The sequence below is a fragment of the Candidatus Marivariicella framensis genome, from assembly GCF_982709265.1.
Genome location: NZ_CEXPNT010000013.1, coordinates 18,182 through 42,176, shown reverse-complemented (window position 1 = coordinate 42,176; position 23,995 = coordinate 18,182). Strand labels below are relative to the sequence as shown.

Here is a 23,995-nt window from a genome sequence, read left to right as displayed (position 1 = left end):
TTGTTTCTGCAGATGGTAATTATATTTTAAACACTAGTGTTGTTCCTGGACAAGACATAGTTGCTTTGAACATACCAAATGTTGGGGCTTATGAAGTTTTTGTGACAGACGAGTCAAATTGTAATCCTCCAATAAGTATTACAGTTACAATGACCACTGAATCTGTTGGAGATCTTGTTGCGGCAGCAAATTTAACAGGGGTTCAAGATTGTTCCTCTTCTACACCAAGTGTTGATGGACCTACTATAAAAATGGATGGACAACCTAGTGGAGGTACTGCTCCTTATACAATAAAGTGGGAGAGAAGGTCACAGTTGGATTTAGACACATTCTCAATTGCATTTACCGGAAGTATTTCCCCTACAGAAATTGGAGCTTTTGGAGTAGTTGTTAATGGTACAACGTTTACTTCATCAATTATAGTTAACAATACAACTAGTATTTTAGATTTAGCTGTAGACTTAGCAATTACAATTAATAACGATCCAACACTTGAAGCATATCTGAGTGGATCAAGTATTATAGTTAGATCTCAGACAATCAATTCTGCACAAGCTGGTTCAATTGCATCGGTTTACGGTCTAAGAATGAATTTATCGCCTATTACAATTACAACTCAAACGGTTTGGAATGAAGTTTCTAACACTGCTGGGCAGGAAGTTTTAACTGGACTAAATATAGGTTATTATCGAGGTATCGTTTCTGACTCATCAGGGTGTGGTGGTGATATATTAGTTGAAAATTTAACAGAAGGGGGTTATGTGTTTGAGATTGATGATCCTAGTAAATTACAAATTCAGGATGTTGAATTTGATGAAATTACATGTGTTAAAAGCACGGCTTCAATTAGCTTCAAATTAGGCAATGGACAGTTTGACTTGATTCCTGACCCATCGGTGTTTGAATTTACTTTAAATGGAAGTCTTCTTCAAAGCACGGTTTCAAATGGTTCATCTGTTTCCTCAACACCGTCAAGTTCACTTACTACAAATGTCCTTTCTGGCAACACATATACTCCTAACCTGTCTACAAATATTGTATTAATTCAAAACCTTCAACCTAATTCATACAATTTAGAAGTTAAAAATACTCAAACAGAATGTGTAGTGTTGCTCGGTTTTACAATAGAAGACTTGCTTCCAATTAAATATTCAGGACAAACAGATTTCACAATCAGTGCTTGTTATGATAGTTACCAAGGTCCATTTTTTGATCAATTCCTTGTCAGTGGAGGAACACCATATTTAGACTCTGGCGGACAACCCTACTATGGTTTATCCTGGACTTATTTTCCTGATCCAAATTCTACGGCTAATTCAACTATCTTTAATAGTCTAACTAATAATGTAGACTTCTTTCCGCTACCTGGTGTTTACCAATTAGGTGTTCAAGATAAAAATGGTTGTACAATCATTGATTCAAGTGGTAATGAAGAAACTGTTCAATTTAATTTTATTTCTGAATTTAATGATATTTTAGTTTCAGGTGTTGCTGACGCTTCAGGTTCATTTAGTTCAGCAGTGAGTTGTCAATTAGATGCTGAAGATGGAATGATAGCAATTTCTGTTCAAAATCAAGATGGATCATCGGCTCCACCATATGAAATAACATGGGAGATTCAGGGCGCAACATCAAATGATAATGAAGCAATTCTATTATTTCAAGGAATTTCTGCCTCTGCAGACAGTTTAGAAGTTTATGCTGTACTAATTAATAGCCTTCCATTCACCTATACAACGCAAACTCCAAATGAATCAATTGTATCAGTTGTTCAAGAAATGGCACAAGTAATAGATAACTCACCTCAATATTCTACTTCTGTTCAAGCGGCTCCTAATGGTAGTGCTACGCCACAGGATGTCCAAATCAATATAAGTTCGGTTTCGGGCGCCTCAATTGCTCTTGAAGTTGTTTCTAAAAGCACACGTCTTCAAATGTTAAACTCATCAGTTAGTGCAGCTAATTGGACCTCTTTGGATGGAACCAATGCAACAGTTAATTACACTGGTTATACTAGTTTAAATAATTTATCAGAAGGAAATTATAGATACACCATAACCCCAGCAGGTCTATCAAATTGTGTAGGTTCAAATCTTTCGCAAAACAACCAGATTACAGGAGTTGTTACTGTGTTAGATGAAAACGTATTACAAATTCGCCAAGGTCCACTTGTAGATCCAGAATTATGTAGTGGATTAGCAGGGACTATTTATATTGATGTTTTTGATGGAGGAACAGGCCCACTTTCATTTTTCTACGATGGAAATCTTGTTACGAGCCAAACAGTAGGAGAAGACCAATATATACTTGAAATAGATAACCCAGTTACATCTGCTCGTTTAGAAGTTTTAAATGGAGCAGGTTGCGGAATTGCTAGACAAATTAATATTGGAATTGGTGATCCATTATTTGATTTTAGCTCTATTAGCTTCCAACAATCTTCACAGTATATTGCAAGAGAAGATATTACTTTTAGAGATTTATCAGAAGATGAATACAGTTCATTTGAGTTCATTTTTGGTGACGGTACACAAACAGAACGACTCGAGAGAAATCAGCCTGATCCAATCACACATGAATATGCTATATCAGGAACGTATTATGTTACACTCAATATTTATAATGATATTGGATGTGTTGTACAATTAACCCAGACAATTAAAATTGGAAAAGGCTATAATGTTTTATCTCCAAATGTGTTTACACCTAATGGTGATATATATAATCAATGCTTTAAACCTCTGTTTAACGGATTAGTTGAAGTTACATTTAGAGTTTATGATGCTCAAGGAGCTCTCCTTTATGAAGAAATAGGAGTACCTCCAACAAACCCAGCAATAGAAGCCTTAACTCTTACTGGTTGGTGTGGGCCAGATTTGTCTGCTGATGATGGAAAAGAAATAATAACACCATATTTCATCTATACTCTGGAAGGACAAACAATAGATAGCGTGAAAGTATTTAGAGATGGAACATTTATACTCTTAAGATGACAACATGAAAAAAATTAATTACATATTGTTATTATTGATATTTGTTTTCAAATTATCAGCTCAGGATGATCTGATAATAAGTCACTCAAGGTTTATGCAAAAAACTAATCCTAGTTTTATGGGAATAAATAATATGAATAAAACGGGTGTTTTATATAACAGTGTTGGTTTAGTTTCAAATCAAGGAATTGAAAGCAGATACTTTTTTGGTTCTATATCTTTCGATTCAGATTATTTTTCTTTAGGAGTTGACATGTACTCTTATACAATGGATAATGCCGGCTTGGTGTATTCAAAACCTGCAATAAGTTTTATTTATAAAATTCAATTAGATAATCAAGACTTCCTCTTGCCTTCAATTACATTGGGAATGGGGAGTTCAAAGCTAGATGTAAGTAAGTTAGTTTTTGAAGATCAATTATCCCTTATTTCTGGTTATCTTCAGGCTCTCTCTAATGATCCTCTTGCGCCATTAATTGGGGATGCTAATTATCTAGATTTAGGAGCGTCATTCATTATTCATTCAGATAAGTACTTGGTTGGATTTAGCGCTCAACATCTTAACCAACCAAATATATCATACAACAAAGAGAATGAAGAATATAAAATGCCTATACGGTTTTCTTTACAAGCTGGTTATGAGTTTGATATAAACCCCTATGATCAAGGTTTTTTACCGAGATATTCAACACTGTATGCCTTTACTAATATTTCAAAATCTGCCTATAGCACAGATATATATCTTTCCCAAGAAGTTCAATTTGGAGAATTTTCTATCGGCTTAAATGAAATTATGAAAAGTACTGAGAGTTTTTCGATGTTAAATGTGGGAATATCAGTTGCATTATCATATGAAAATTTTGAATTTGGAACGCTTTATAATTTCCCTTCCAGGAAAAATCCAGCTAAAGCCTATTCTCCTAGCACATTTGAAGTGTTTTTGACTTTTGATTTCAGTCCTTATCTAAGAAATAGACGAGGTGATTACCGAAGATTAAGTATTGATAATTACTACTAATCTCTAAACACTTTATTTGGAAAAACTACAGGGCTTTCTATACCATTTTTTCCAACTGTAGAAATACCAAATAAGAAATTATCAATTACAATTCCATCTAAAGTATATTCTGAGACATTGCCGATATAACGACTGTTTTGCCATATTGGACTTGTTGTGTCTCTCCAGTATATTTTATAGCCTTTAACAGTATTATTATCAACTGCTTCCCATCGGAATTTAACCGAAGGCTCAACTACCCCTCCAATAGAAAGTGATTTTACAGCCGGAGGCGCCCATGCTATACTTGCTAGATTGATCGCGTTTACTGCAGTTAGTTTTTTAGCGTATTTAAAATTCACACCTTCTAAAACATCTCCATAATTTATTCCATCTTCAAATCTTATATCTTGATGCTGTCGGTTATAGTTTTCATGAGCTTCCATAATTCTAACTCCTGCATAACCCATGTCATTAAATGGACGATGGTGTCCACCCCTTCCAAACCTATCTAATCTATAAATTAAAAGAGGGTTCATTTCTGGCATATATTTTTTTACCGTTTTGTGAATGTACCTAGCTAGTTGTCTCGATATTCCATCTACTTCTCCACCATAGAATCGTCTAGCTTTTCTCTCTTTTTCAGATTCATTAGGGGGTGTTGGTTCAGAAAAAATTCTAAAAGTTCTATTATCTATTACACCATCAACTCCTTCTATATTTCCAATCATATCGTTATTTAGTATTCCTATAATCTCCCATTTATTTTTCTTAGAGTATTCTGACAAGCCTTTTCCTCCAAAAAGCCCTTGCTCTTCTCCTGAAAGCCCTAAATAGACAATGCTACTATCAAATTCATAATTTGACAAGACCCTAGCTGCTTCAATTGTTCCTGCCATTCCTGATGCATTATCATTAGCTCCCGGAGAATCATCTTTATAATTTGTTGGATCAGAAATTCTTGAATCAATATCACCACTCATTATAATATACCTGTTAGGAAATTTTTTTCCTCTCTGAATAGCCACTACATTGTTTATCCATGTAGGTTTAATAATTCTAGCTCCATCTTTTTGAGTAAAATAGTTCTTTTGGTAAAAGACCTCTAAACAACCCTCACAGTCTTTAGAGATTTTATCAAACTCTGATTTTATCCATCTTCGGGCAGCCCCAATACCTCTTGAGTTCGAAATAGTATCACTGAGAGTATGTCTAGTTCCAAAATCGGCTAAAACAGTAATATCACTTTTTATTCTTTCAACATTAACTTCATCTATTATATCATAGAAATCATTTGAAGTTTGAGAATTAGTATAATTACAAGCAAGAAGTAATAATATGAAGAAAATTTGTCGCATAATTTTTTTTAAAAATTACAAAAAAACATCAAAACTTATAGTTATAATTGTAAACAAAATTTAAATTCAGCTTTTACTTTTTTCAGATAATTTAGAAGAAAAAGCAAAGCTTAGTGAAAAAATACTAATCGTGCTGACAATAGCAATTATTTTTTGAATGGTAACCGATTCCATTAGAGAATCGGGACTTTTCAAAGCATCTTCAATCAAAAACTGATACATTACGTAAGCAAAAGTAAAAATTAAATACCCCAGAGTAACTAATGAATACTTGTTATCAACGGTACTTTTAAATAAAACAATAACATAGAAAATAGACCCAGGGACAAAAAGTCTAAATGCGTTTTTTGCAAAATGACCATGTAGATCCAGATATATATCATGAGGGGTTAAACCGACTCCTGCCAAGCAAAAGGAGCCAATAAAAAAAAAGAAACTTCCTATAAGTGCTAATTTATATATTGTTTTATTATCCTTAAAAAGACTTGGAACAAATAAAAATCCAATTCCTGAACCGGCATAAAAAAGCATTGAAGTATTGAAAATAAAAGAAGAAAGAAAATTTATTTCTCCGGATCGACTCATATATCCTCCTAGGTCACTTAAATAATTTTTTGTAAAAGAATACCCAACTTGATCAGGTTCAAATATATTACCTCCTGGATATAAAAATCCCGCAATAATAACACTAAATATAAAATATATTGAAACAAACCTAATTAAATAAACTGTCCAAAATTTAATCATTACAGTTTGTATTCATTTTCTTCAATAACTGTGTCAGCTATCTTATTCTTTAATTCTACTATATTCGGATAGTTTATATATCTGGTCATTAAATCAATACTTTTAAGTAATCCTACTTTGTCTTTATCATCCGAAATACTTAAAATTATTTCTTTTGCTTTATTTCTTACTTTTTCTATAGAGTTAAATAAGAATAATTGAGTCATGTCTTTATGAGTTTCAGTATAATTTTTATCATCTCTATCATGATTTTTTATCGTTCTTAAAAGGGTTGATTCAGTAAAATATGATTCAATCAAAATATCTGAAAGCCCTAAGAGTATCATTTGATTTTTTTCAAGATCAGATCCATATTTTTGAAAAGCAGCACCAGTTAAAAGTAAAAATATATCCTTAAGGTTTTGAACTAGCATCTCCTCCTGAGCAAATGGTGAATCGCTAAGAGACTTTTCAATATTATTTAACTTTACTTTTTCAACAACTTGCATCACAGAATTCATGATGTCCAAATGACCTTTAGCTGCTTTTTTCAATAGCATTCCAACTGAAACCATTCTATTGATTTCGTTGGTTCCTTCATATATTCTACCAATTCGAGAATCTCTCCATGCAGCTTCCATTGGTGTTTCTGCAGAAAAACCCATTCCTCCAAAAATTTGAATTCCTTCGTCAGCAGAGTTTTGCATGGATTCAGAACAGAAAACTTTAACCATAGAACACTCGATTGCAAATTCCTCTAGCCCTTTTAACTCAGACTCCTGATGAGACTTTCCCTGACCTCTCAAAAATTCAATATGATCTTTGATGTCTGAAGCAGCTCTGTAACATCCAGATTCACATGCATAGAGATTGGCTGACATTTTCGCAATTTTTTCTTTTATAGCACCAAATTGTGAAATTGGTGTTTTAAATTGAACTCTTTCGTTTGCGTATTTCACTGAACCATTTATTATTCTTCTTTGGGAGTCAACTACCGCTACACCTAATTTTATTCTACCAGCGTTAAGAGCGTTCATGGCAATTTTAAACCCTTCACCTCTTCCTGCTAACATGTTCTCAACTGGAACCTTGGTATTGGTAAAAAATACTTGTCTAGTTGATGAAGCGTGAATTCCTAGTTTTTTCTCCTCATCTCCTAATACAATTCCATTATCATAATCTGCAGGAACAATAAACCCAGTTATATTTTTATCATTTTCTATTCTTGCAAATACTATAAAGATGCTTGCAAAACCAGCATTTGAAATCCACATTTTTTGACCAGAAATGAAATAATGTTTTTTATCTTCTGAAAGCACAGCTTTTGTTTTACCAGAGTTTGCGTCAGAACCAGCTCCTGGTTCAGTTAAACAATATGAGCCAAACCATTTTCCAGAGGCAAGGTTAGGTATGTATTTTTGTTTTTGTTCTTCAGTTCCATAAAGTGTAATTGGGAGAATAGCTATACCGGTATGAGCCCCATAAGCAGTTGATAATGATCCAGTAGCTGACGAAATATAATCACAAACTAGCATAGTTGAAACAAAATCCATTCCAAGCCCCCCATATTCTTCAGGCACAGAAACTCCAAGAAAACCAAGCTCTCCCGCTTTCTCCATTATTTCTTTTGTGAATTCGTAATCTTTATTTTCAAAACGTTCTTTATGAGGCCATACCTCTCTATCGATAAACTCTTTAACAGAGTCTCTCATCATGATTTGTTCTTCTGAAAAATCCTCAGGTGTAAAAATTGTGCTATTAGAATCAGCTTTATGAATTATAAATCCTCCTCCTTTTACTATTTCTTTTGTTGTATCAGTTATCATTTTCATGTTGTGTTAATGTGTTTTGACTTTGTGTGTTTATGCAATCTATAACCTTAAAAAAGGTGTTGATTTCAGTTTTAGTTAATTTTTTTGAAATGGAATTATTAAATTTTAAAACAATTTTTTTTGATATTTCTCTTTTTTCTAATCCAAGTCTAGTCAAGTAAACCAAACGGCCTCTTCCGTCTACTGGGTTTGGTCTCCTTTCAATAAAACTTCTCTCCTCTAATGAATTAAGTAACCTTGATAAACTAGTATTCTCCATACCCATCAAAGGACCTAATGCTGTGGAGGGAGTTCCATCGGGCTCAATACTTAGTAATGCAAAACCAGTAGCCATTGTTGATTCAAACTTGTAAGCAGCTTTATTATACATATTACTTACACTTTGCCAAGTGGATCTAAGTGCATAATCAAAAGTTTTAGATTTTTCCATTTTATTAAATCCAAATATAATATAAATTATTATGCGTGCATAATAATATTCAAAACTTTTTAATTATTATTTTGGAATTTGTAAGGAGTATAAATATTCTTAATTAAGAATATATTTTTTCAATTAAATGTAAGTATTTTGATTTGATAGCCTTCCTTTTGAGTTTCATTGTAGGGGTCAGTAGTCCGCTTTCTATGGTCCATGCTTCTGGAGTTAATTCAAATCTTTTGATTTTCTCCCATTGACCAAATTTTTGATTATGATATTCTATATCTTTTTGAATAGCACTTATTAAATCTGCATTATTACAAATGTCATCAAATGAATCATTTATTTTTCTTTCTTTAACCCAGCTTTTGAGGTATTCAAAATTGGGTTGTATTATCGCTGCTGCCATTTTTTCGCTCTCACCAACAACCATTATCTGTTCAATAAATAGAGATTGCTTCATTTCACCTTCAATTACAGCTGGAGCAATATATTTACCGCCAGATGTTTTAAACATTTCTTTCTTTCTATCTGTTATTTTTAAAAATCCATCAGAATCAATAATACCAATATCTCCAGTATGAAAAAAATCTCCAGACATAACTTCTTTTGTTTTTTCAATCTCTTTATAATAACCCATCATTACATTGGGACCCTTACATAGTATTTCCCCATCTGCTGCTATTTTTACCTCAACACCATCGACAAGTTTACCTACGGTTCCAATTTTAAAACCTCCATCTCTCATATCGCTTAGTGAAATTGCAGGAGATGTTTCAGTTAATCCATATCCTTCTACTATAGTCATTCCAGCTGCCGTAAATACTCTAGCTAATCTAGGTTGAAGAGGTGCGCTTCCTGAAGCTATAAGTTTTAGGTTTCCACCGAGTGCTTCTTTCCATTTTGAAAGAATCAGCTTTTGAGCAATGGCAAGCTTAAATGAATAAAAAACCCCATTTTTTCCATAAGGCTCATATTTAAGTGCAACGTCTACAGCCCAGTAAAATAATTTTTGTTTTATTCCATCTAGTTCTTCTCCTTTAGAATATATTTTATCATATACTTTTTCTAAAAGACGGGGGACTGCTGTCATTATTTCAGGCTTAATCTCTTTAAGATTATCAGTGATAGTTTCTAATGATTCAGCAAAATAAACTCTAAGACCATTGTATAAATAACTATAAAGCACAACTCTTTCAAAAACATGACATATTGGTAAAAAACTTAATGCACTTTCTTTTCCAGTTTCAAATGGAAATCTATTTGACGTTGACAATACATTTGATACAATATTATTATGACTAAGCATTACACCTTTAGGAGTTCCAGTTGTACCCGAGGTATAAATAATTGTAGCTAAATCATTAGGTTTTACTTTTGATTTTTGATTCTCTATGTGGTCAAGATTAAGATTTTCTTTGCCAGAGTCGATTAACTCTTTCCAATTAATGCAATTCTCAATCTTGTCAAAGCAATATATATTTTTAAGACTATCAACTTGATCTTTTATGGCAAAAACCTTATCGTAAACTTCTTTGTCACTAACAAAACAAAGTTTACATTCTGAATGATTTAAAATATATAAATAGTCCTTGGAAGAAATAGTAGGGTAGAGGGGTACATTTATTGCTCCAATTTGAGACAATCCCATATCAATAATTGACCATTCAGATCTATTTGTAGAAGAAATCATTGCAATTTTATCTCCAGAACTAATTCCCATATTTATTAAGGAGGAACTTATATAATTTGCTTTTTTAGCATAATCATAAGTTGAAATATTATCCCACTTTCCATCATGTTTTGTGTTTAAAACATTGTCAAGGGGATGGTTTATTTTAGCGTATTCTAAAAAATCAAATAGTCGAGTAGGTTTCATATGCTTGGTTTTCAAATGTAAAGTACAAATTAATTATTCCAAGTTATAAAAAATAAATCTGATTTCACTTGTTTTCTTTAAGCCACTCACCTGCATTTTCAAAAGCCTTAATCCATGGAGAAATCTCATCTTTTTTTCGACTCTCCGGATAGTAAGCCCAATTCCATGGGAATGTTGAACGCTCTAGATGGGGCATCATTACAAGATGTCTTCCGTCATTACTACTAAGCATAGCTGCATTGTGATCAGAACCATTTGGATTAGCAGGATATTTATCGTAATGATAAGTTGCTGGTATTTGATATTGATTTTTAGATCCAGGTAAATAAAACTTACCCTCTGCATGAGCAGCCCATATACCCAAAGTACTTCCTTCAAGTCCTTTTAACATAATAGACGAAGAATCTAGTATATCTACTGCAGTAAAAATACATTCAAATTTACCAGAATCATTGTGTAACATTTTAGGTTTATCTTCTAGCTCAGGTGTTAGGAGACCCAATTCAACGAATAATTGACAACCGTTACATACCCCGAGGGATAAAGTATCTGGTCTTTTGAAAAACGCATTTAAACTTTTTTTAGCTTTCTCATTATGAATAAAAGATCCAGCCCAGCCTTTTGCAGAACCCAAAACGTCAGAGTTTGAAAATCCACCAACAGCAACTATAAATCTAAACTCTGAAAGATCAGAGTAACCATTTATTAAGTCAGTCATATGGATATCCGTTACTTCAAAACCAGCAATTTGCATTGCGTAAGCCATCTCTCTTTCAGAATTACTTCCCTTTTCTCTAATTACTGCAGCTTTAACTTTTTTCTTGGATGAATTAGATGTAAGTTTCCCCGAAAATGAATCAGGAAAATTATAATTCAAAATTTGATTCTTATAGTTTTTGAAACGATCTAATGATAGGTTATTAGAAGTTTGATGACTATCTAAATCTGAAGATGTTTTATACCAGATGTCTCTGAAGTGACTTATTTCAAAGTTCATTAACTCATCACCATATTCAATTGTAATTTTTCCAGATAAATTGACTTCTCCTATTTTTAAACATTTAACCCCTCTTTCATTAAAGTAACCTGCTAAAGGTGAGTTTGATTGAAGAATGATTCCTGGGTTTTCAAAAAACAAGTCTTTATTAGCGTTGTATATTTTACTTAGCTTAATTGTTGCACCCACTTTTGGAGTTGAAAAAAACATTTCTAAAAGAGTGGTTATAAAACCACCAGAACTTATATCATGACCTGATGAGATTTTCCCATCTTTTATCAATTCTTGAACTGTATTAAATGCTTTTTTGAAGTAATCAGTATTTTTGACTACTGATGCCTTTTTACCTATTTTATTTTGAACTTGTGCAAATGCAGTTCCACCTAAATAATTTTTATCACTAGAAAAGTCAATATAGTACAAAGAACCACCATCAGTTTTAACATCAGGAGTAATGATATTTTTAATATCAGAGCAATGCGCTGTTGCTGAAATAATTACTGTGCCTGGAGCTGTGACATCTCCTTCTGCGTACTTTTGCTTCATTGATAATGAATCTTTACCTGTGGGGATATTAATACCTAATTCCTGAGTAAATTTAGAACATGATTCAACAGCCTTATATAGTCTAGCATCTTCACCTGGATTATTACATGGCCACATCCAATTTGCAGAAAGAGATACAGAATTTAACTTTTTTTCTAGAGGAGCAAAAACTATATTAGTTAGCGCTTTAGCAATTGCATTTATACTCCCTTTAGAAGGGTCAATTAACCCAACAACTGAAGAGTGGCCGATACTAGTTGCTATTCCATTTTCCCCTCTATAATCTAAAGAAACAACTCCACAATTACTCAATGGCAATTGAATAGCTCCAACAGTTTGTTGCTGAGCAACTCGACCAGTTACACATCTGTCAACTTTACTAGTTAGCCAGTCTTTACATGCCACACCCTCTAACATTAATACTTTTGATAAAATTACTTTTGGATCTCCACTTAAATCAACTTCACTAAAATCTTGCTTTGAAGTATTGTCTTGAATCTGAGTTTGAGGAGGGTTTCCAAAAAGAAACTTTAACTCTAGATCAATAGGTTTTTGATTGGTTGTGTTATTTAAAAAAGTAAAATGCTCATCTCCTGTAACTTCACCTACAACATAAATAGGAGCTCTTTCACGTTCACAAATACCTTTCAGAGTCTTTATGTCTTTCTGAGCAATTATTAACCCCATTCTTTCTTGAGACTCATTTCCAATTATCTCTTTATCTGATAGTGAAGAATCCCCAACAGGAAGTTTGTTAATAATAATTTTTCCGCCAGTTTCTTCAACCAGTTCTGATAAACAGTTCAAATGTCCTCCAGCTCCGTGATCATGTATAGAGATAATAGGGTTTTTAACCCGTTCACAAAGACTGCGAATTGCATTAGCAACTCTTTTTTGCATTTCAGGATTTGAACGTTGAACAGCATTTAGTTCTATTCCACTTTCAAAGACTCCTGTGTTTGCTGATGATACAGCAGCACCTCCCATTCCAATTCTATAATTGTCACCGCCTAAAACTACAATAACGTCTCCTTTTTTTGGTATATGTTTTTTAGAATGATCACTATTAGCAAATCCAACACCACCAGCTTGCATTATCACTTTATCATAACCAATCTTCATATCATTTTCTTGATGTTCAAAAGTGAACAAAGATCCTGAAATTAAAGGTTGTCCAAATTTATTTCCAAAATCTGAGGCACCGTTAGATGCTTTTATTAATATGTCTAGAGGGGTTTGATATCTCCAATTTCTTTTAGGAAATTTGTTTTCCCAAACTCTGTCATCAGTTACTCTGGAGTAAGGAGTCATATAAACTGCAGTACCTGCTAAAGGAATTGATCCTTGACCACCAGCTAAACGATCTCTTATTTCGCCTCCAGATCCTGTTGCAGCACCATTAAATGCCTCAACAGTTGTTGGAAAATTATGAGTTTCAGCTTTTAATGAAATCACACTATTTATTTCTGTTTTTAAATAAACACTGGGTTTGTCTCCATTAGATGGGGCAAATTGTTCAATTTGAGGACCTTCAATAAAAGCAACATTGTCCTTGTAAGCAGAAATAATTCCATTTGGATTTTTGCTAGAAGTTTTTTTGATCCAATCAAAAAGTGAATCTTTTTTTAATTTTCCATCGATTTTAAATTTTCCATTGAAAATTTTATGTCTGCAGTGTTCTGAATTTACTTGAGAAAAGCCAAAAACTTCAGAATCAGTTAATTCTCTTCCTAATTTTAAAGCTAAATCTTCTAAATATTTTATTTCATTTTTACTTAATGCTAATCCTTCTTTTTGATTGAATTGACTTATGTTTTTAATATTGAGTAGAGGTGCTGGACTATCATTTAAATTAAATAAACTTTGATCAAGTTTTGTAAATTTCTCTTGTAACATAGGGTCAAAATTGAGGCCTTTATTTATAACAAAGTATTTTTCAATTCTTAAAACATGATTTACTCCCATATTTTGAAGTATCTCCACTGCATTTGTGCTCCAAGGAGTAAGCATGTTAGCCCTTGGCCCTATATAGTTTCCTGAAATAGATTTTTCTTTTATGAAAGGACTATTATCAAATAACCAGATTAATTTGTCTTGTGTTTTTTTATTTAAACTTGAAGCACTCTTAACAGCATAAACAGCTTGGCTTTGCTCTCCAAAAAATTGAATCATATTAATATATATATCATTGTAAAAATACTTTTTTATAGAACTAATGATATAAACACAACAAAATATATTTCAATATTTATTCACAGTTTTTTTTGAGTTGAACAATGTAAAAACCATCAAACCCAGTTGTGTGAGAAAAATATGTTTTTTCATTTTTTATAATAAATTTTTTTCCAACTTTATTGTCTAAAAAGATTTTAATTTGTTCCTTGTTTTCTTGATGAAATATTGAACATGTAGCATAAATAAGTTCTCCTCCAGGTTTAATATACTTTGACCAAAAATTAATCAAATATTGCTGAGTGTTAATTAATTTTTTTATTTTTTCAGGATTCATTTTCCATTTAGCATCAGGATTTCTTTTAAGCACTCCTAGTCCGCTACATGGTGCATCAATTAATACCCGGTCAGCTTTTCCTATTAAGTTTGAAATATTTTTACTTTTAAAAGTGTTTAGTGTTTTGATTATTTTAACACCATTTCTTTTAGCTCTTTTTTCTAGTTCTTTCAATTTACTATCATGAGGATCTAAAGCAATGATTTCTCCTTCATTTTTAATAATACTAGCCATATGTATGCTTTTCCCTCCTGCTCCAGCACATGCATCAATAATTGTCATTCCAGGTTTTAAATTACATGATGTTGCAACTTTTTGAGAATTTGCATCTTGAATTTCAAATAATCCCAACTTATATGAGTTTAAATTAATAACTTTTTTGTGTTCTTTAACAAATAATGCATCTGGATATTCTTTTTTTAAGACTGTATCTATATTTTCAACTTTAAGTAAATTTTTTAATTCTTTAATATTTGTTTTTAATGTGTTACACCTAAGAACTAGTGATGATCTAGTGTTAAAGGCACTTACTTCCTTATTCCATAAACTTTCACCAAAATCATTTATTCCTATTTGATCTAGCCAATCAGGAATAGATTCGTTTATTTTTCTATTATTAATTATTTCACTTTCATTTTTTAATATTTCTTTGGAATTAATATTAGAAAACTCCATTAAATTTGGAATAATTTGGCCTTTGAGAACTATAGCAGTTCCTAAAATATCCCACAAGTTTTTTCTTGTAGCTAGCTCCTTAATATTAGAACAGTATCCATACTTTCTTATCCACCTGACAGTATCAAAAATAGTTGATGAAACAAATTTTCTATCACGTGCCCCCCACTTTTTATTTTCATCAATTAATTTATCTACCACTTTAATTGCTGGCTTATTAAGTAAAAAAATTTCTTCTAGACCATTAATAACTCCAATTAGTAAATTATAATGCCATTTCATTTAGACGCAATTTTAAAAAATTTAAATTTGTTGAAGTTGAACTAGATTATAGTAGGCTTCTTTTTTAGAAAGAAGTTGATCATGAGATCCCTTTTCAACTATTTCTCCGTTTTGCATAACTACTATAAGGTTTGCTTTTTGAATAGTAGAAAGTCGATGAGCAATTACAATAGCTGTTCTACCTTTCATTATAAACTCTAAAGCTTCTTGAACTAGTTTTTCTGATTTAGTATCCAGCGATGAGGTTGCCTCATCTAATATTAGAATTTGAGGATTTTTGAGTATGGCCCTAGCTATAGAAATTCTTTGTTTTTGACCACCTGATAATTTATTTCCACTCTCACCAATATTGCTTTCATAACCATCTTCCATATTTATAATAAAATCATGAGCATTTGCTGCTTTTGCTGCCTGAATCACCTCTTCTTTAGTTGCACCTTTTTTTCCTATAATTAGATTATTTTTAATACTATCATTAAAAAGTATAGAATCTTGAGTTACGATTCCAATCATTTCATGAAGAGACGTTTTTTTGAGTTTTGGAAGCTCTAAACCATCTAAACTAATTGATCCAGACTGAACATCATAAAAACGAGCTAAAAGGTTAGCTATTGTAGTTTTTCCACTTCCTGATTGGCCAACTAGCGCAACTGTTTCTCCCTTTTTAATTATCAAATTTAAATCTGGAATAATAATTTGATTATCGTAAGAAAATTTAACATTTTTAAATTCTATTTCTGATGTTAAAGATGTTTTAGCGATAGCGTCGACTTTATCTTTTAATGCGTTTTCAGCTTCGAGTAGTTCAATAATTCTTGCTGCAGCAGCATCTCCTTTTCGTATACTAAAAACAGATTTACTTATTGCTTTAGCTGGAGTGAGTATGTTATAAGCTAATCCAATAAAAACTAAGAATGTACTTCCTTTAATAGTTTGATCAATTAAGACCATTTGCCCACCATACCATAATAAAACTCCAATAACTGTAATTCCAAAAAATTCACTGCTTGGAGCGGCTAAATTTGCTCTATGAAGTAAGCGATTTGAATAATTAAAAAATCTCTTTGTAGAGTTTTGAAATTTACTTATAAATAAATTTCCTGCTCCGAATGTTTTAATAACTTTTTGACCGTTGATTGTTTCGTCTATTATTGATAAGAAATTACCCTGTTCTTTTTGAACTAAATCAGAATCTTTTCTCAATTTTTTTCCAATTAATGATATAAAAAAACCAGAAATTGGAATAAATATTATAACAAAAAGTGTAAGTTTTGAGCTTATTGTTAGCATAGCTACTAAAGTAAAAATAATAGTTAGCGGCTCTCTGATTAATAGCTCAAGAATTGACAAGAAAGACACCTGAACTTCTATAACATCTGCAGATATCCTAGCCATTAGATCTCCTTTCTTTTTTTCTGTAAAAAACGCAACAGGTAAATTAATTATTTTATCAAATAGTGCATTTCTAATATCTTTTAAAACACCATTACGCAGATAAGTAATGAAAAATAAAGCCAAGTAATTAAATAAGTTTTTAAGTAGAAAAAGAATTATTACTAAACTAACAACATAGATTAAAGTAGTTCCTACATCCTTACTAAGCTGATAATTTACTTGAAAACTAAGCCATTCTTCTATGTAAGACTTAAGAGAGTTAAATTCAGAATATTCTGGCTTAATTATTGTTTTTTTTGTGTTTTGAAAAAGAACTTCCAGTAAAGGAATAAAAGCAATCATTGAAAGTGCACTAAAAAATGCATATAAAACATTAAAAAATATATTTAGTAAAGCATACCCTTTATATGGAATAGCATATTTTAAAATTTTTTTGAAAAATCCCATTCTATAAATTTAAATCAAAAATAATTGAGTCAATTTTCTTATCTAACTCTTTTTCGGTTAGTTCCCAATCGTTATTTTTAAAATTTTTGGAATTAACACCAAAGTAAAACTTAATTTTAGGTTCTGTTCCGCTAGGGCGAATTGCAATATTGCTATTGTCTTTTAGAGTAAATATGATTACATCAGATTCAGGAAGACTTATTTCGTATTTGATTTTAGTATTAACATCGGTTTTAGATGAATTTAAATAGTCTTCAATGAAATAGATGGATTGATTATTTATTTTTTTTGGGGGATTATTTCTGAAGTTTTTCATCATTTCTTTTATTTTTTTTTCTCCACTTATCCCATCTAATTTATAACTTATTAAACGTTCTTTATGTGGGCCATATAATTTATAACACTCAATCATATAGTCATATAAAGTTTTGCCTTTGGCCTTTAATACAGCTACAATTTCACATATTAAAAGAGCGGATGTAACAGCATCTTTGTCCCTGATTTTATTTCCAATTAAGTAGCCACAACTTTCCTCTCCTCCAAATATAAAATTTTGATCTTTTCTTTCTTCAATTTCTTTTCCAATCCATTTGAATCCAGTTAAAGTAGTCAAATATTTTATTCCAAATCGATTTGCTACTTTCTTCATTATTGAAGAAGAAACAATTGTTGATGCAATATAATCCTTAGAATCTATAAGTCCCTTTTCTTTTCTTTTACTTAATAAAAAATGAGCCATTATTAGCATAGTTTGATTGCCATTAAGAATTGTAAATTTTTCTTTTTTATTTTTTACAGCGACTCCAAGTCTGTCAGAGTCTGGATCTGTACCTATTACAACATCTGCATTTTCAACTTTGGCTATATCTATAGCCATTTTAAGAGCCTCTGGTTCCTCAGGGTTTGGAGATTTAACAGTCGGAAAACCTCCATCAGGTTTAGCTTGTTCATTAACAATAATCAAAGATTTGTATCCTGCTCTTTTTAAAACCTCAGGAATTGAAACAATCGAACTTCCATGAAGAGAAGTGTAGACAATTTTTATATTGTTTGATTTAATATCATCTTGTATGGCAAGATTAGTACATGTATCTATAAATGCATCATCTAACTCTTTATCAATTATTTTTAAATTGTCATTCAGTCCTTTAAAAAGAATTTCATCGAAACTTATTGAATTAATTTCATCCATTAACTCTTTATCAAAAGGAGGGACTAATTGTCCACCATCTTTCCAATAAACTTTAAACCCATTATATTCTGGAGGATTATGAGATGCTGTTAAAACAATACCGCAATTTGCGTTAAGATACCTGACAGAATAAGAAAGTTGCGGAGTAGTTCTTAGTGATGAATACATATATACTTCTATACCATTGGCTAATAATACATTTGAAACTATTTTTGAAAATAATTCATTGTTATGCCTACAGTCATATGCTATTACAACTTTTATCTTATCTTCAATAAATTTACTTTTTAGAAATGATGAAAGTCCCTGCGTGGCTTTTCCTAAAGTGTATTTATTAATTCTATTAGTTCCAACTCCCATTATTCCTCTCATTCCACCAGTTCCAAATTCTAATTCCTTATAGAATGCCTCCTCGAGCTTATCCGGATGATCAAATAGAAATTTAACATCTTTTTGAGTTTGAATATCAAAAGGAGATTTACACCATTGTAAAGCTTTTTCTTTAATCTTATTCATTCAAGGTGGTTTGAGAAATCAAATAATTATTTTGACTAGGTTTTTGTCTTACTAAAAGCTCACCTATAAACCCAGCAATAAAAAATTGAACCCCAATAATAATTGTAACTAATGCTATAAAGAATTCAGGTCGATCAGTAATAAGTCTGGAGTTTATATTAAAAAACAATTTATCAATTCCAAGATATAGAGTAAATCCAAAACCTACAAAAAACATAATATTTCCCAGAAGGCCAAAAAAATGCATTGGTCGCTTTCCAAATTGATTTAAAAACCATAATGTTAATAAATCTAGAAAACCATTTAAGAATCTTTCTGGACCAAATTTAGTAATCCCGTATTTTCTTGATTGATGCTTTACTTCTTTTTCAGATATATTTTTAAATCCAGCCTGAGAAGCTAGAAATGGAATATATCTATGCATTTCTCCACTTACATCAATAGTTTTGACTACATTTTTAGTATAAACTTTAATTCCACAATTAAAATCATGCAGTTTAATTCCTGAAACTAATCTTGCTGCAAAATTAAAAAGTTTAGAAGGTATGTTTTTTAGGAATAAATTATCGTGTCTAGTTTTTTTCCAACCTGACACTAAATCTAAATCTTCTTTATTTAGCTTTTTTATCATTGAGGGGAGTTCTTCAGGCGAATCCTGTAAATCAGCATCCAGGGTAGCTATGAACTTGCCTTTAGCAGATTTAAAACCAGCGTTTAATGCTTGAGATTTACCATAGTTTTTAGCAAAACGAATTCCTTTAATATTTTTATTTCTTTTTGATAAACCCTCGATTATTATCCAGGAGTTATCTAAACTGCCATCATCAATAAAAATGATTTCAAATGAATAGTCAGTAGGATCTAGGCTAGATTTAATCCATTGATGTAATTCTATTAAAGACTCTTCTTCATTATATAAGGGGACTACAATAGAAAGATGCACATTAAAATATTTATAACAAATCTACAAAAATTGAAGCTTATTCAGGCTTTGACTTCTTTAGAATTAAACCACCAATAAGAGAAATAAAAAAACCTATAAAAATTGAGCCAAGTAATCCACCAGCTATTCTAATAGGAAGTGTTGTGAGTTTTTTTGACATCTCTATCGCTTGATTTGCATCTTGAAGTGATAATTCTTGATTTGCATCTAACATTTTTTGTTTTGCAATTTCAAAGGTTTTATCCATAAATTGTGGATCTAAAAATTCGGTTAAGATAATTCCGTAAATAGTTCCTATGACCCCAGAAACCAGTGCTATTCCTACACCAACTTTAAGACCTTGCGAGAGTGACATGAAATCATCATTATCTTTTCTGAATTCATATATACCAAAATTGATAAAACCTACACTTAAAATTAAAGGCACAGTTGAAGAGAGGGTATCACCTTGGTAATGAGCATCTAAAAAGAATAACATTAGCGAAAAAATCACTGAGGCTGTACCAAGCAGAGTGCCAAAGTTTAATGCATATGATGATGTTTGAATTGTTGATTTATCCATTTTTTAATGTTGTTTTTACAAAAATAGTTTTTTATATGTAATTTTTATTATTAAAATAAGCTTTACTGTTTTGTATGTTTTGAAAAAAAAAGTAAATTTGCATCCTTCAAATATATAAAATGAGAACAGATATCCATCCAGAAAGCTACAGACTTGTTGCATTTAAAGACATGTCAAACGAAGATGTTTTTATTACTAAATCTACCGTTGATTCAAAAGAAATCATAAAAGTTAAAGGTGTTGAATATCCCCTTGTTAAACTTGAAATTTCCAGGACTTCACATCCTTTCTACACAGGAAAGTCTAAGTTGGTCGATACTGCAGGAAGAATTGATAAGTTTAAAAACAAATATTCCAAGTTTAAGAAGTAATATATTACTTTGTATATTCGTTTAATCAACCTAAGATCTGTTCCTTCTTAAATTAATTCTACTCTCTTGTTTTCTGTTGACACCAAGTTAAATGTTAATAAAAAAAGCTCAGTTCGTTCTCGCATTGCTTTTCATACATTAGGTTGTAAGCTTAATTTTTCTGAAACAGCTTCTATTTCACGTGAATTTGATTATAAAAAATATGAGCATGTTGATTTCACTGATATTGCTGATGTATACGTTATTAATACTTGTTCAGTTACTGAGAAAGCAGATAAAAGATTTAAATCATTAGTCAAAAAGGCACTTAAATTAAATAATAAAGCATTTATTGCTGCAATAGGTTGTTATGCTCAATTACAACCTGAAGAGCTTATATCAGTTAAAGGAGTTGACTTGGTTTTGGGTGCAAATGAAAAATTTAAGCTTCCAGATTATTTAAATGATCTAACTAAAATAGAAACTGGAAAAATTCACTCTTGTGAAATTGATGAGGTAAGTAAATATGTTGGAAGTTTTTCATTGCATGATCGAACACGATCTTTTTTAAAAGTTCAAGATGGATGTGATTATAAATGTACATATTGTACTATACCTAAAGCAAGAGGAGTTTCAAGAAGTGACAGTTTGTTTAATGTTATATCAAATGCAAAAAAAATTGCTTCAAATGGAATAAAAGAAATTGTATTAACAGGAGTTAATATTGGAGACTATGGAAAAGGAGAGGATGGAAATAAAAAGCACAATCACACTTTTTTAGACATGATTAAAGCGTTAGATGATGTTGAACCTGTTGAAAGAATAAGAATATCCTCTATAGAACCTAACTTACTTAAAAATGAAGCTATTGAGTTTATCTCTAAAAGTAAGCGTTTTGTTCCCCATTTTCATATCCCTCTGCAAAGTGGCAGTGATCTGATATTAAAAAAAATGAAAAGAAGGTATTTAACATCATTATATTCAGAACGTGTTTTAAAGATTAAAACACTAATTCCAAACGCTTGTATTGGAGTTGATGTTATAGTAGGTTTTCCTGGCGAATCCAATGATAATTTTATTGAAACTTATAATTTTTTAAATAATCTACCTATTTGCTATCTACATGTTTTTACATATTCGGAAAGACAGGGTACAGAAGCTTCAATAATGAAAAATAGTATACCTATTAATATTCGAATTAAAAGAAGTAAAATGCTAAGAACATTATCTGTTAAAAAACGCAGATCTTTTTATGAATCTCAGCTTGGTAAAAAGTTAAGTGTATTGTTTGAGGGAGAAAATAAAAAAGGATATATGTATGGTTTTTCAGAGAACTATGTGAAAGTTAGAACACCTTGGAATCCAGAATTAACAAATAAAATAAAAGTTGTTAAGCTACATGAAATAGATAATGAAGGATATTTAAGGAGTAAAGATTTATAGTTTTATTCCAACAGGCAGAATTGATTTGTATGATTTGTTTCTGCGAACAAATCCTGCAATTTTTGGAGATGTAGGAACAACTTTCATGTTTCGTTCTATTAAAACTTCTAAAACACAACGTATAAATTTTTCTTCAAAATTCTTATCTTTAACTTCGTCTGGTATAATTATTTTTGTGAGAAATATTTTTCTTTCTTGTTCGGCATATTCAATACGCGCTAAGGTGTTATCTACTTTAACTTCAAACTGTCTTAGGAATTCATTGTTTTCTAGAACTATATTTGCCATATTGAATTGATTTATGTTTTTAAAGAAATGTACCCTTAAAGGTCTGAAAACGATTATAAATAAAAATTAAAAGGGCCTCAAATTTACAAAAAAATAGTTGATCATTAAGTAGTTGTAAGTTAAAATATGGAAAATAAATATATATATTTAATGCCAGGAATGGCTGCAAGCACAAAAATTTTTGAGTTATTAAAATTCCCTAGCTCTTTTTCTGTCGAATTTTTATCATGGATACCACCCGTCAAAAACGAAAAGTTATCAGATTATGCCTATAGAATCAGTAAGTTGATAAAACATAAAAACCCTATACTTATTGGAGTCTCGTTAGGTGGTATATTGGTGCAAGAAATATCTAAAATAATTAATTGTGAAAAAGTAATTATTATTTCTAGTATTAAATCAAAGAGTGAATTGCCAATCCACATGAAAATGTCTAAACATACAAAAGCTCATAGGCTTTTACCTTTTGAATGGATAAAAAATATTGAAAACTTAGCACTTTTTGTTTTTGGTGATTCAATTAAGGTCAGAGTAAATCTTTATAAAAAATATTTATCACATAGAGATCCTGAATATCTAGATTGGGCAATTAACGCTTTAGTTAATTGGGAGCAGGATTACAATATTGAATCTGTTATTCATATTCACGGAAAAAAAGATAATATATTTCCAATTCGACAAATTAAAGAGCCAGTTATAAAGATTAAAGGTTCTCATGCTTTAATACTGACTCAAGCTAATTGGCTTAATGATAATTTACCTAAACTGATTTTAGATTGAAAGTTTATATTTTTTTTAATTGCTGTTGCATTAATTTCATCTGAGCACTAAGCATTCCTTGACGATCTAATTTTTTTGCCTCAGCAAGCAACATAACTGCTTCACGCTTTCTTCTTTTTTGCATTGATATACCGGCTAAACTCATCTTAGCCATCGCCAAATCGTGATTAAAAGAAAGTCCTAAACTAATTGCTTTTTTAAAATTCTTTTCAGCAATTGTTAAATTAGTTTGTGATTTGATAATTCCATGTAGGTAGTAAAAATATCCTTGTTGTTTTTTCACAAGACTTGATTCAGGATTGGTAATCTTGTTTAGCCATTTTTCTGTTCCATTAAAATCTTGTTTTCGTAGTCTTAAAAATGCTAAAAATATTATTTCATTTTTAAAATATAAAAGGATAAACATCCCAAATAGTAGTAAGCTGAAAATTCCATTTCCAATGTAGTTCTCAATAAATTGATATATTGCATATGCAAATAAAAAGAAAGCAAAAAATAATTTAATAATCTTTGGAAACATAATTTTTGATTTAATTATCAAAGGTAAAAAAAAAGGTTTGGAATTATCAACTAAAGGTTTTGTTAAATAAAAAGATGTTATATATTTGCACGGCTTTTGTAAGGCACATATTGCCTTAAAGTTTAAAATATGAAAAGAACATTTCAACCTTCAAGAAGAAAAAGACGTAATAAGCATGGTTTTCGTGAGAGAATGGCAAGTGCTAACGGTAGAAGAGTACTAGCTAGTCGTCGGGCTAAGGGTAGAAATAAGATATCTGTTTCCTCAGAACCAAGACATAAAAAATAATGCTGGACATTATGAAAATTTATTAAGGTGTTACTTTTTTTAAGTAGCACCTTTTTTTT

General features: G+C 31.0%; 19 protein-coding genes. 6 read left to right on the top strand and 13 right to left on the bottom strand.

Features of this window, described 5'->3' with window-relative positions; all coding sequences use genetic code 11:
* Positions 1-2,993: PKD domain-containing protein (locus AC34EU_RS06020; RefSeq protein ID WP_489696110.1), on the top strand; the 2,993-nt coding region annotated here is incomplete at its 5' end.
* 94 nt (positions 2,994-3,087) lie between these two features.
* Positions 3,088-4,011, top strand: coding sequence for a type IX secretion system membrane protein PorP/SprF (locus AC34EU_RS06015; RefSeq protein WP_487534079.1), 924 nt, complete (start codon positions 3,088-3,090; stop codon positions 4,009-4,011).
* Here AC34EU_RS06015 and AC34EU_RS06010 read toward each other — a convergent pair.
* From AC34EU_RS06010 to AC34EU_RS05960, 11 genes are all read right to left on the bottom strand, one after another.
* Positions 4,008-5,348: a M28 family peptidase gene (locus AC34EU_RS06010; RefSeq protein WP_489696109.1), complete on the bottom strand. Its 1,341-nt coding sequence runs from the start codon at positions 5,346-5,348 to the stop codon at positions 4,008-4,010. The two genes, AC34EU_RS06015 and AC34EU_RS06010, sit on opposite strands and share 4 nt — an antisense overlap.
* Positions 5,349-5,414: 66 nt before the next feature.
* Positions 5,415-6,095 carry a hypothetical protein gene (locus tag AC34EU_RS06005; protein ID WP_487534077.1) on the bottom strand — a complete coding sequence of 227 codons (681 nt, stop codon included), beginning with the start codon at positions 6,093-6,095 and terminating at the stop codon, positions 5,415-5,417.
* Positions 6,095-7,900, bottom strand: coding sequence for an acyl-CoA dehydrogenase FadE (locus AC34EU_RS06000; protein WP_487534082.1), 1,806 nt, complete (start codon positions 7,898-7,900; stop codon positions 6,095-6,097). Before AC34EU_RS06000 ends, AC34EU_RS06005 begins: the two co-directional genes overlap by 1 nt.
* The gene (locus AC34EU_RS05995; RefSeq protein WP_487534076.1) at positions 7,890-8,336 is read right to left on the bottom strand and encodes a MarR family winged helix-turn-helix transcriptional regulator; all 447 of its coding nucleotides are present in this window, start codon (positions 8,334-8,336) and stop codon (positions 7,890-7,892) included. Before AC34EU_RS05995 ends, AC34EU_RS06000 begins: the two co-directional genes overlap by 11 nt.
* 103 nt (positions 8,337-8,439) lie before the next feature.
* Complete coding sequence (locus AC34EU_RS05990) at positions 8,440-10,203, bottom strand: AMP-dependent synthetase/ligase (protein WP_487534075.1); 1,764 nt, start codon at positions 10,201-10,203, stop codon at positions 8,440-8,442.
* A 64-nt stretch (positions 10,204-10,267) separates the two neighbouring features.
* Entirely contained in the window at positions 10,268-13,918 is a 3,651-nt protein-coding gene (purL, locus tag AC34EU_RS05985; protein WP_487534074.1) for a phosphoribosylformylglycinamidine synthase, read from the bottom strand.
* 76 nt (positions 13,919-13,994) lie between these two features.
* Positions 13,995-15,212 carry an RsmB/NOP family class I SAM-dependent RNA methyltransferase gene (locus AC34EU_RS05980; RefSeq protein WP_487534073.1) on the bottom strand — a complete coding sequence of 406 codons (1,218 nt, stop codon included), beginning with the start codon at positions 15,210-15,212 and terminating at the stop codon, positions 13,995-13,997.
* 21 nt (positions 15,213-15,233) lie between these two features.
* Positions 15,234-17,054 carry an ABC transporter ATP-binding protein gene (locus tag AC34EU_RS05975; protein WP_487534072.1) on the bottom strand — a complete coding sequence of 607 codons (1,821 nt, stop codon included), beginning with the start codon at positions 17,052-17,054 and terminating at the stop codon, positions 15,234-15,236.
* Position 17,055: 1 nt separating this feature from the next.
* Positions 17,056-18,762 carry a phospho-sugar mutase gene (locus tag AC34EU_RS05970; protein WP_487534071.1) on the bottom strand — a complete coding sequence of 569 codons (1,707 nt, stop codon included), beginning with the start codon at positions 18,760-18,762 and terminating at the stop codon, positions 17,056-17,058.
* Positions 18,755-19,705 carry a glycosyltransferase family 2 protein gene (locus AC34EU_RS05965; protein ID WP_487534070.1) on the bottom strand — a complete coding sequence of 317 codons (951 nt, stop codon included), beginning with the start codon at positions 19,703-19,705 and terminating at the stop codon, positions 18,755-18,757. The genes AC34EU_RS05970 and AC34EU_RS05965 overlap by 8 nt, the downstream gene beginning before the upstream one ends.
* Before the next feature lie 37 nt (positions 19,706-19,742).
* Positions 19,743-20,267 (bottom strand): DUF4199 domain-containing protein, encoded by a 525-nt coding sequence (locus AC34EU_RS05960; protein ID WP_487534069.1) that lies wholly within the window; start codon positions 20,265-20,267, stop codon positions 19,743-19,745.
* Between the two features lie 119 nt (positions 20,268-20,386).
* Between AC34EU_RS05960 and AC34EU_RS05955 the strand changes: the two genes are divergently transcribed.
* Positions 20,387-20,638, top strand: a complete 252-nt coding sequence (locus AC34EU_RS05955; RefSeq protein WP_487534068.1) for a type B 50S ribosomal protein L31 — start codon at positions 20,387-20,389, stop codon at positions 20,636-20,638.
* Between the two features lie 66 nt (positions 20,639-20,704).
* The gene (gene mtaB, locus AC34EU_RS05950; RefSeq protein WP_487534067.1) at positions 20,705-22,060 is read left to right on the top strand and encodes a tRNA (N(6)-L-threonylcarbamoyladenosine(37)-C(2))-methylthiotransferase MtaB; all 1,356 of its coding nucleotides are present in this window, start codon (positions 20,705-20,707) and stop codon (positions 22,058-22,060) included.
* Here the strand turns inward: mtaB and AC34EU_RS05945 are convergent.
* A complete protein-coding gene (locus AC34EU_RS05945; protein WP_487534066.1) occupies positions 22,055-22,348 on the bottom strand; it encodes an N-acetyltransferase in 294 nt (97 codons plus the stop codon). The genes mtaB and AC34EU_RS05945 overlap by 6 nt on opposite strands.
* A 126-nt stretch (positions 22,349-22,474) precedes the next feature.
* Here AC34EU_RS05945 and AC34EU_RS05940 point away from each other — a divergent pair, with 126 nt between their 5' ends.
* Positions 22,475-23,128 (top strand): alpha/beta hydrolase, encoded by a 654-nt coding sequence (locus AC34EU_RS05940; RefSeq protein WP_487534065.1) that lies wholly within the window; start codon positions 22,475-22,477, stop codon positions 23,126-23,128.
* Between the two features lie 4 nt (positions 23,129-23,132).
* On the opposite strand, the gene AC34EU_RS05935 is transcribed toward AC34EU_RS05940, so the two are convergent.
* Positions 23,133-23,648 carry a DUF2892 domain-containing protein gene (locus AC34EU_RS05935; protein WP_489666627.1) on the bottom strand — a complete coding sequence of 172 codons (516 nt, stop codon included), beginning with the start codon at positions 23,646-23,648 and terminating at the stop codon, positions 23,133-23,135.
* 129 nt (positions 23,649-23,777) lie between these two features.
* Here AC34EU_RS05935 and rpmH point away from each other — a divergent pair, with 129 nt between their 5' ends.
* Positions 23,778-23,936 (top strand): 50S ribosomal protein L34, encoded by a 159-nt coding sequence (gene rpmH / locus AC34EU_RS05930; RefSeq protein WP_487534064.1) that lies wholly within the window; start codon positions 23,778-23,780, stop codon positions 23,934-23,936.
* Positions 23,937-23,995: the final 59 nt, after the last annotated feature.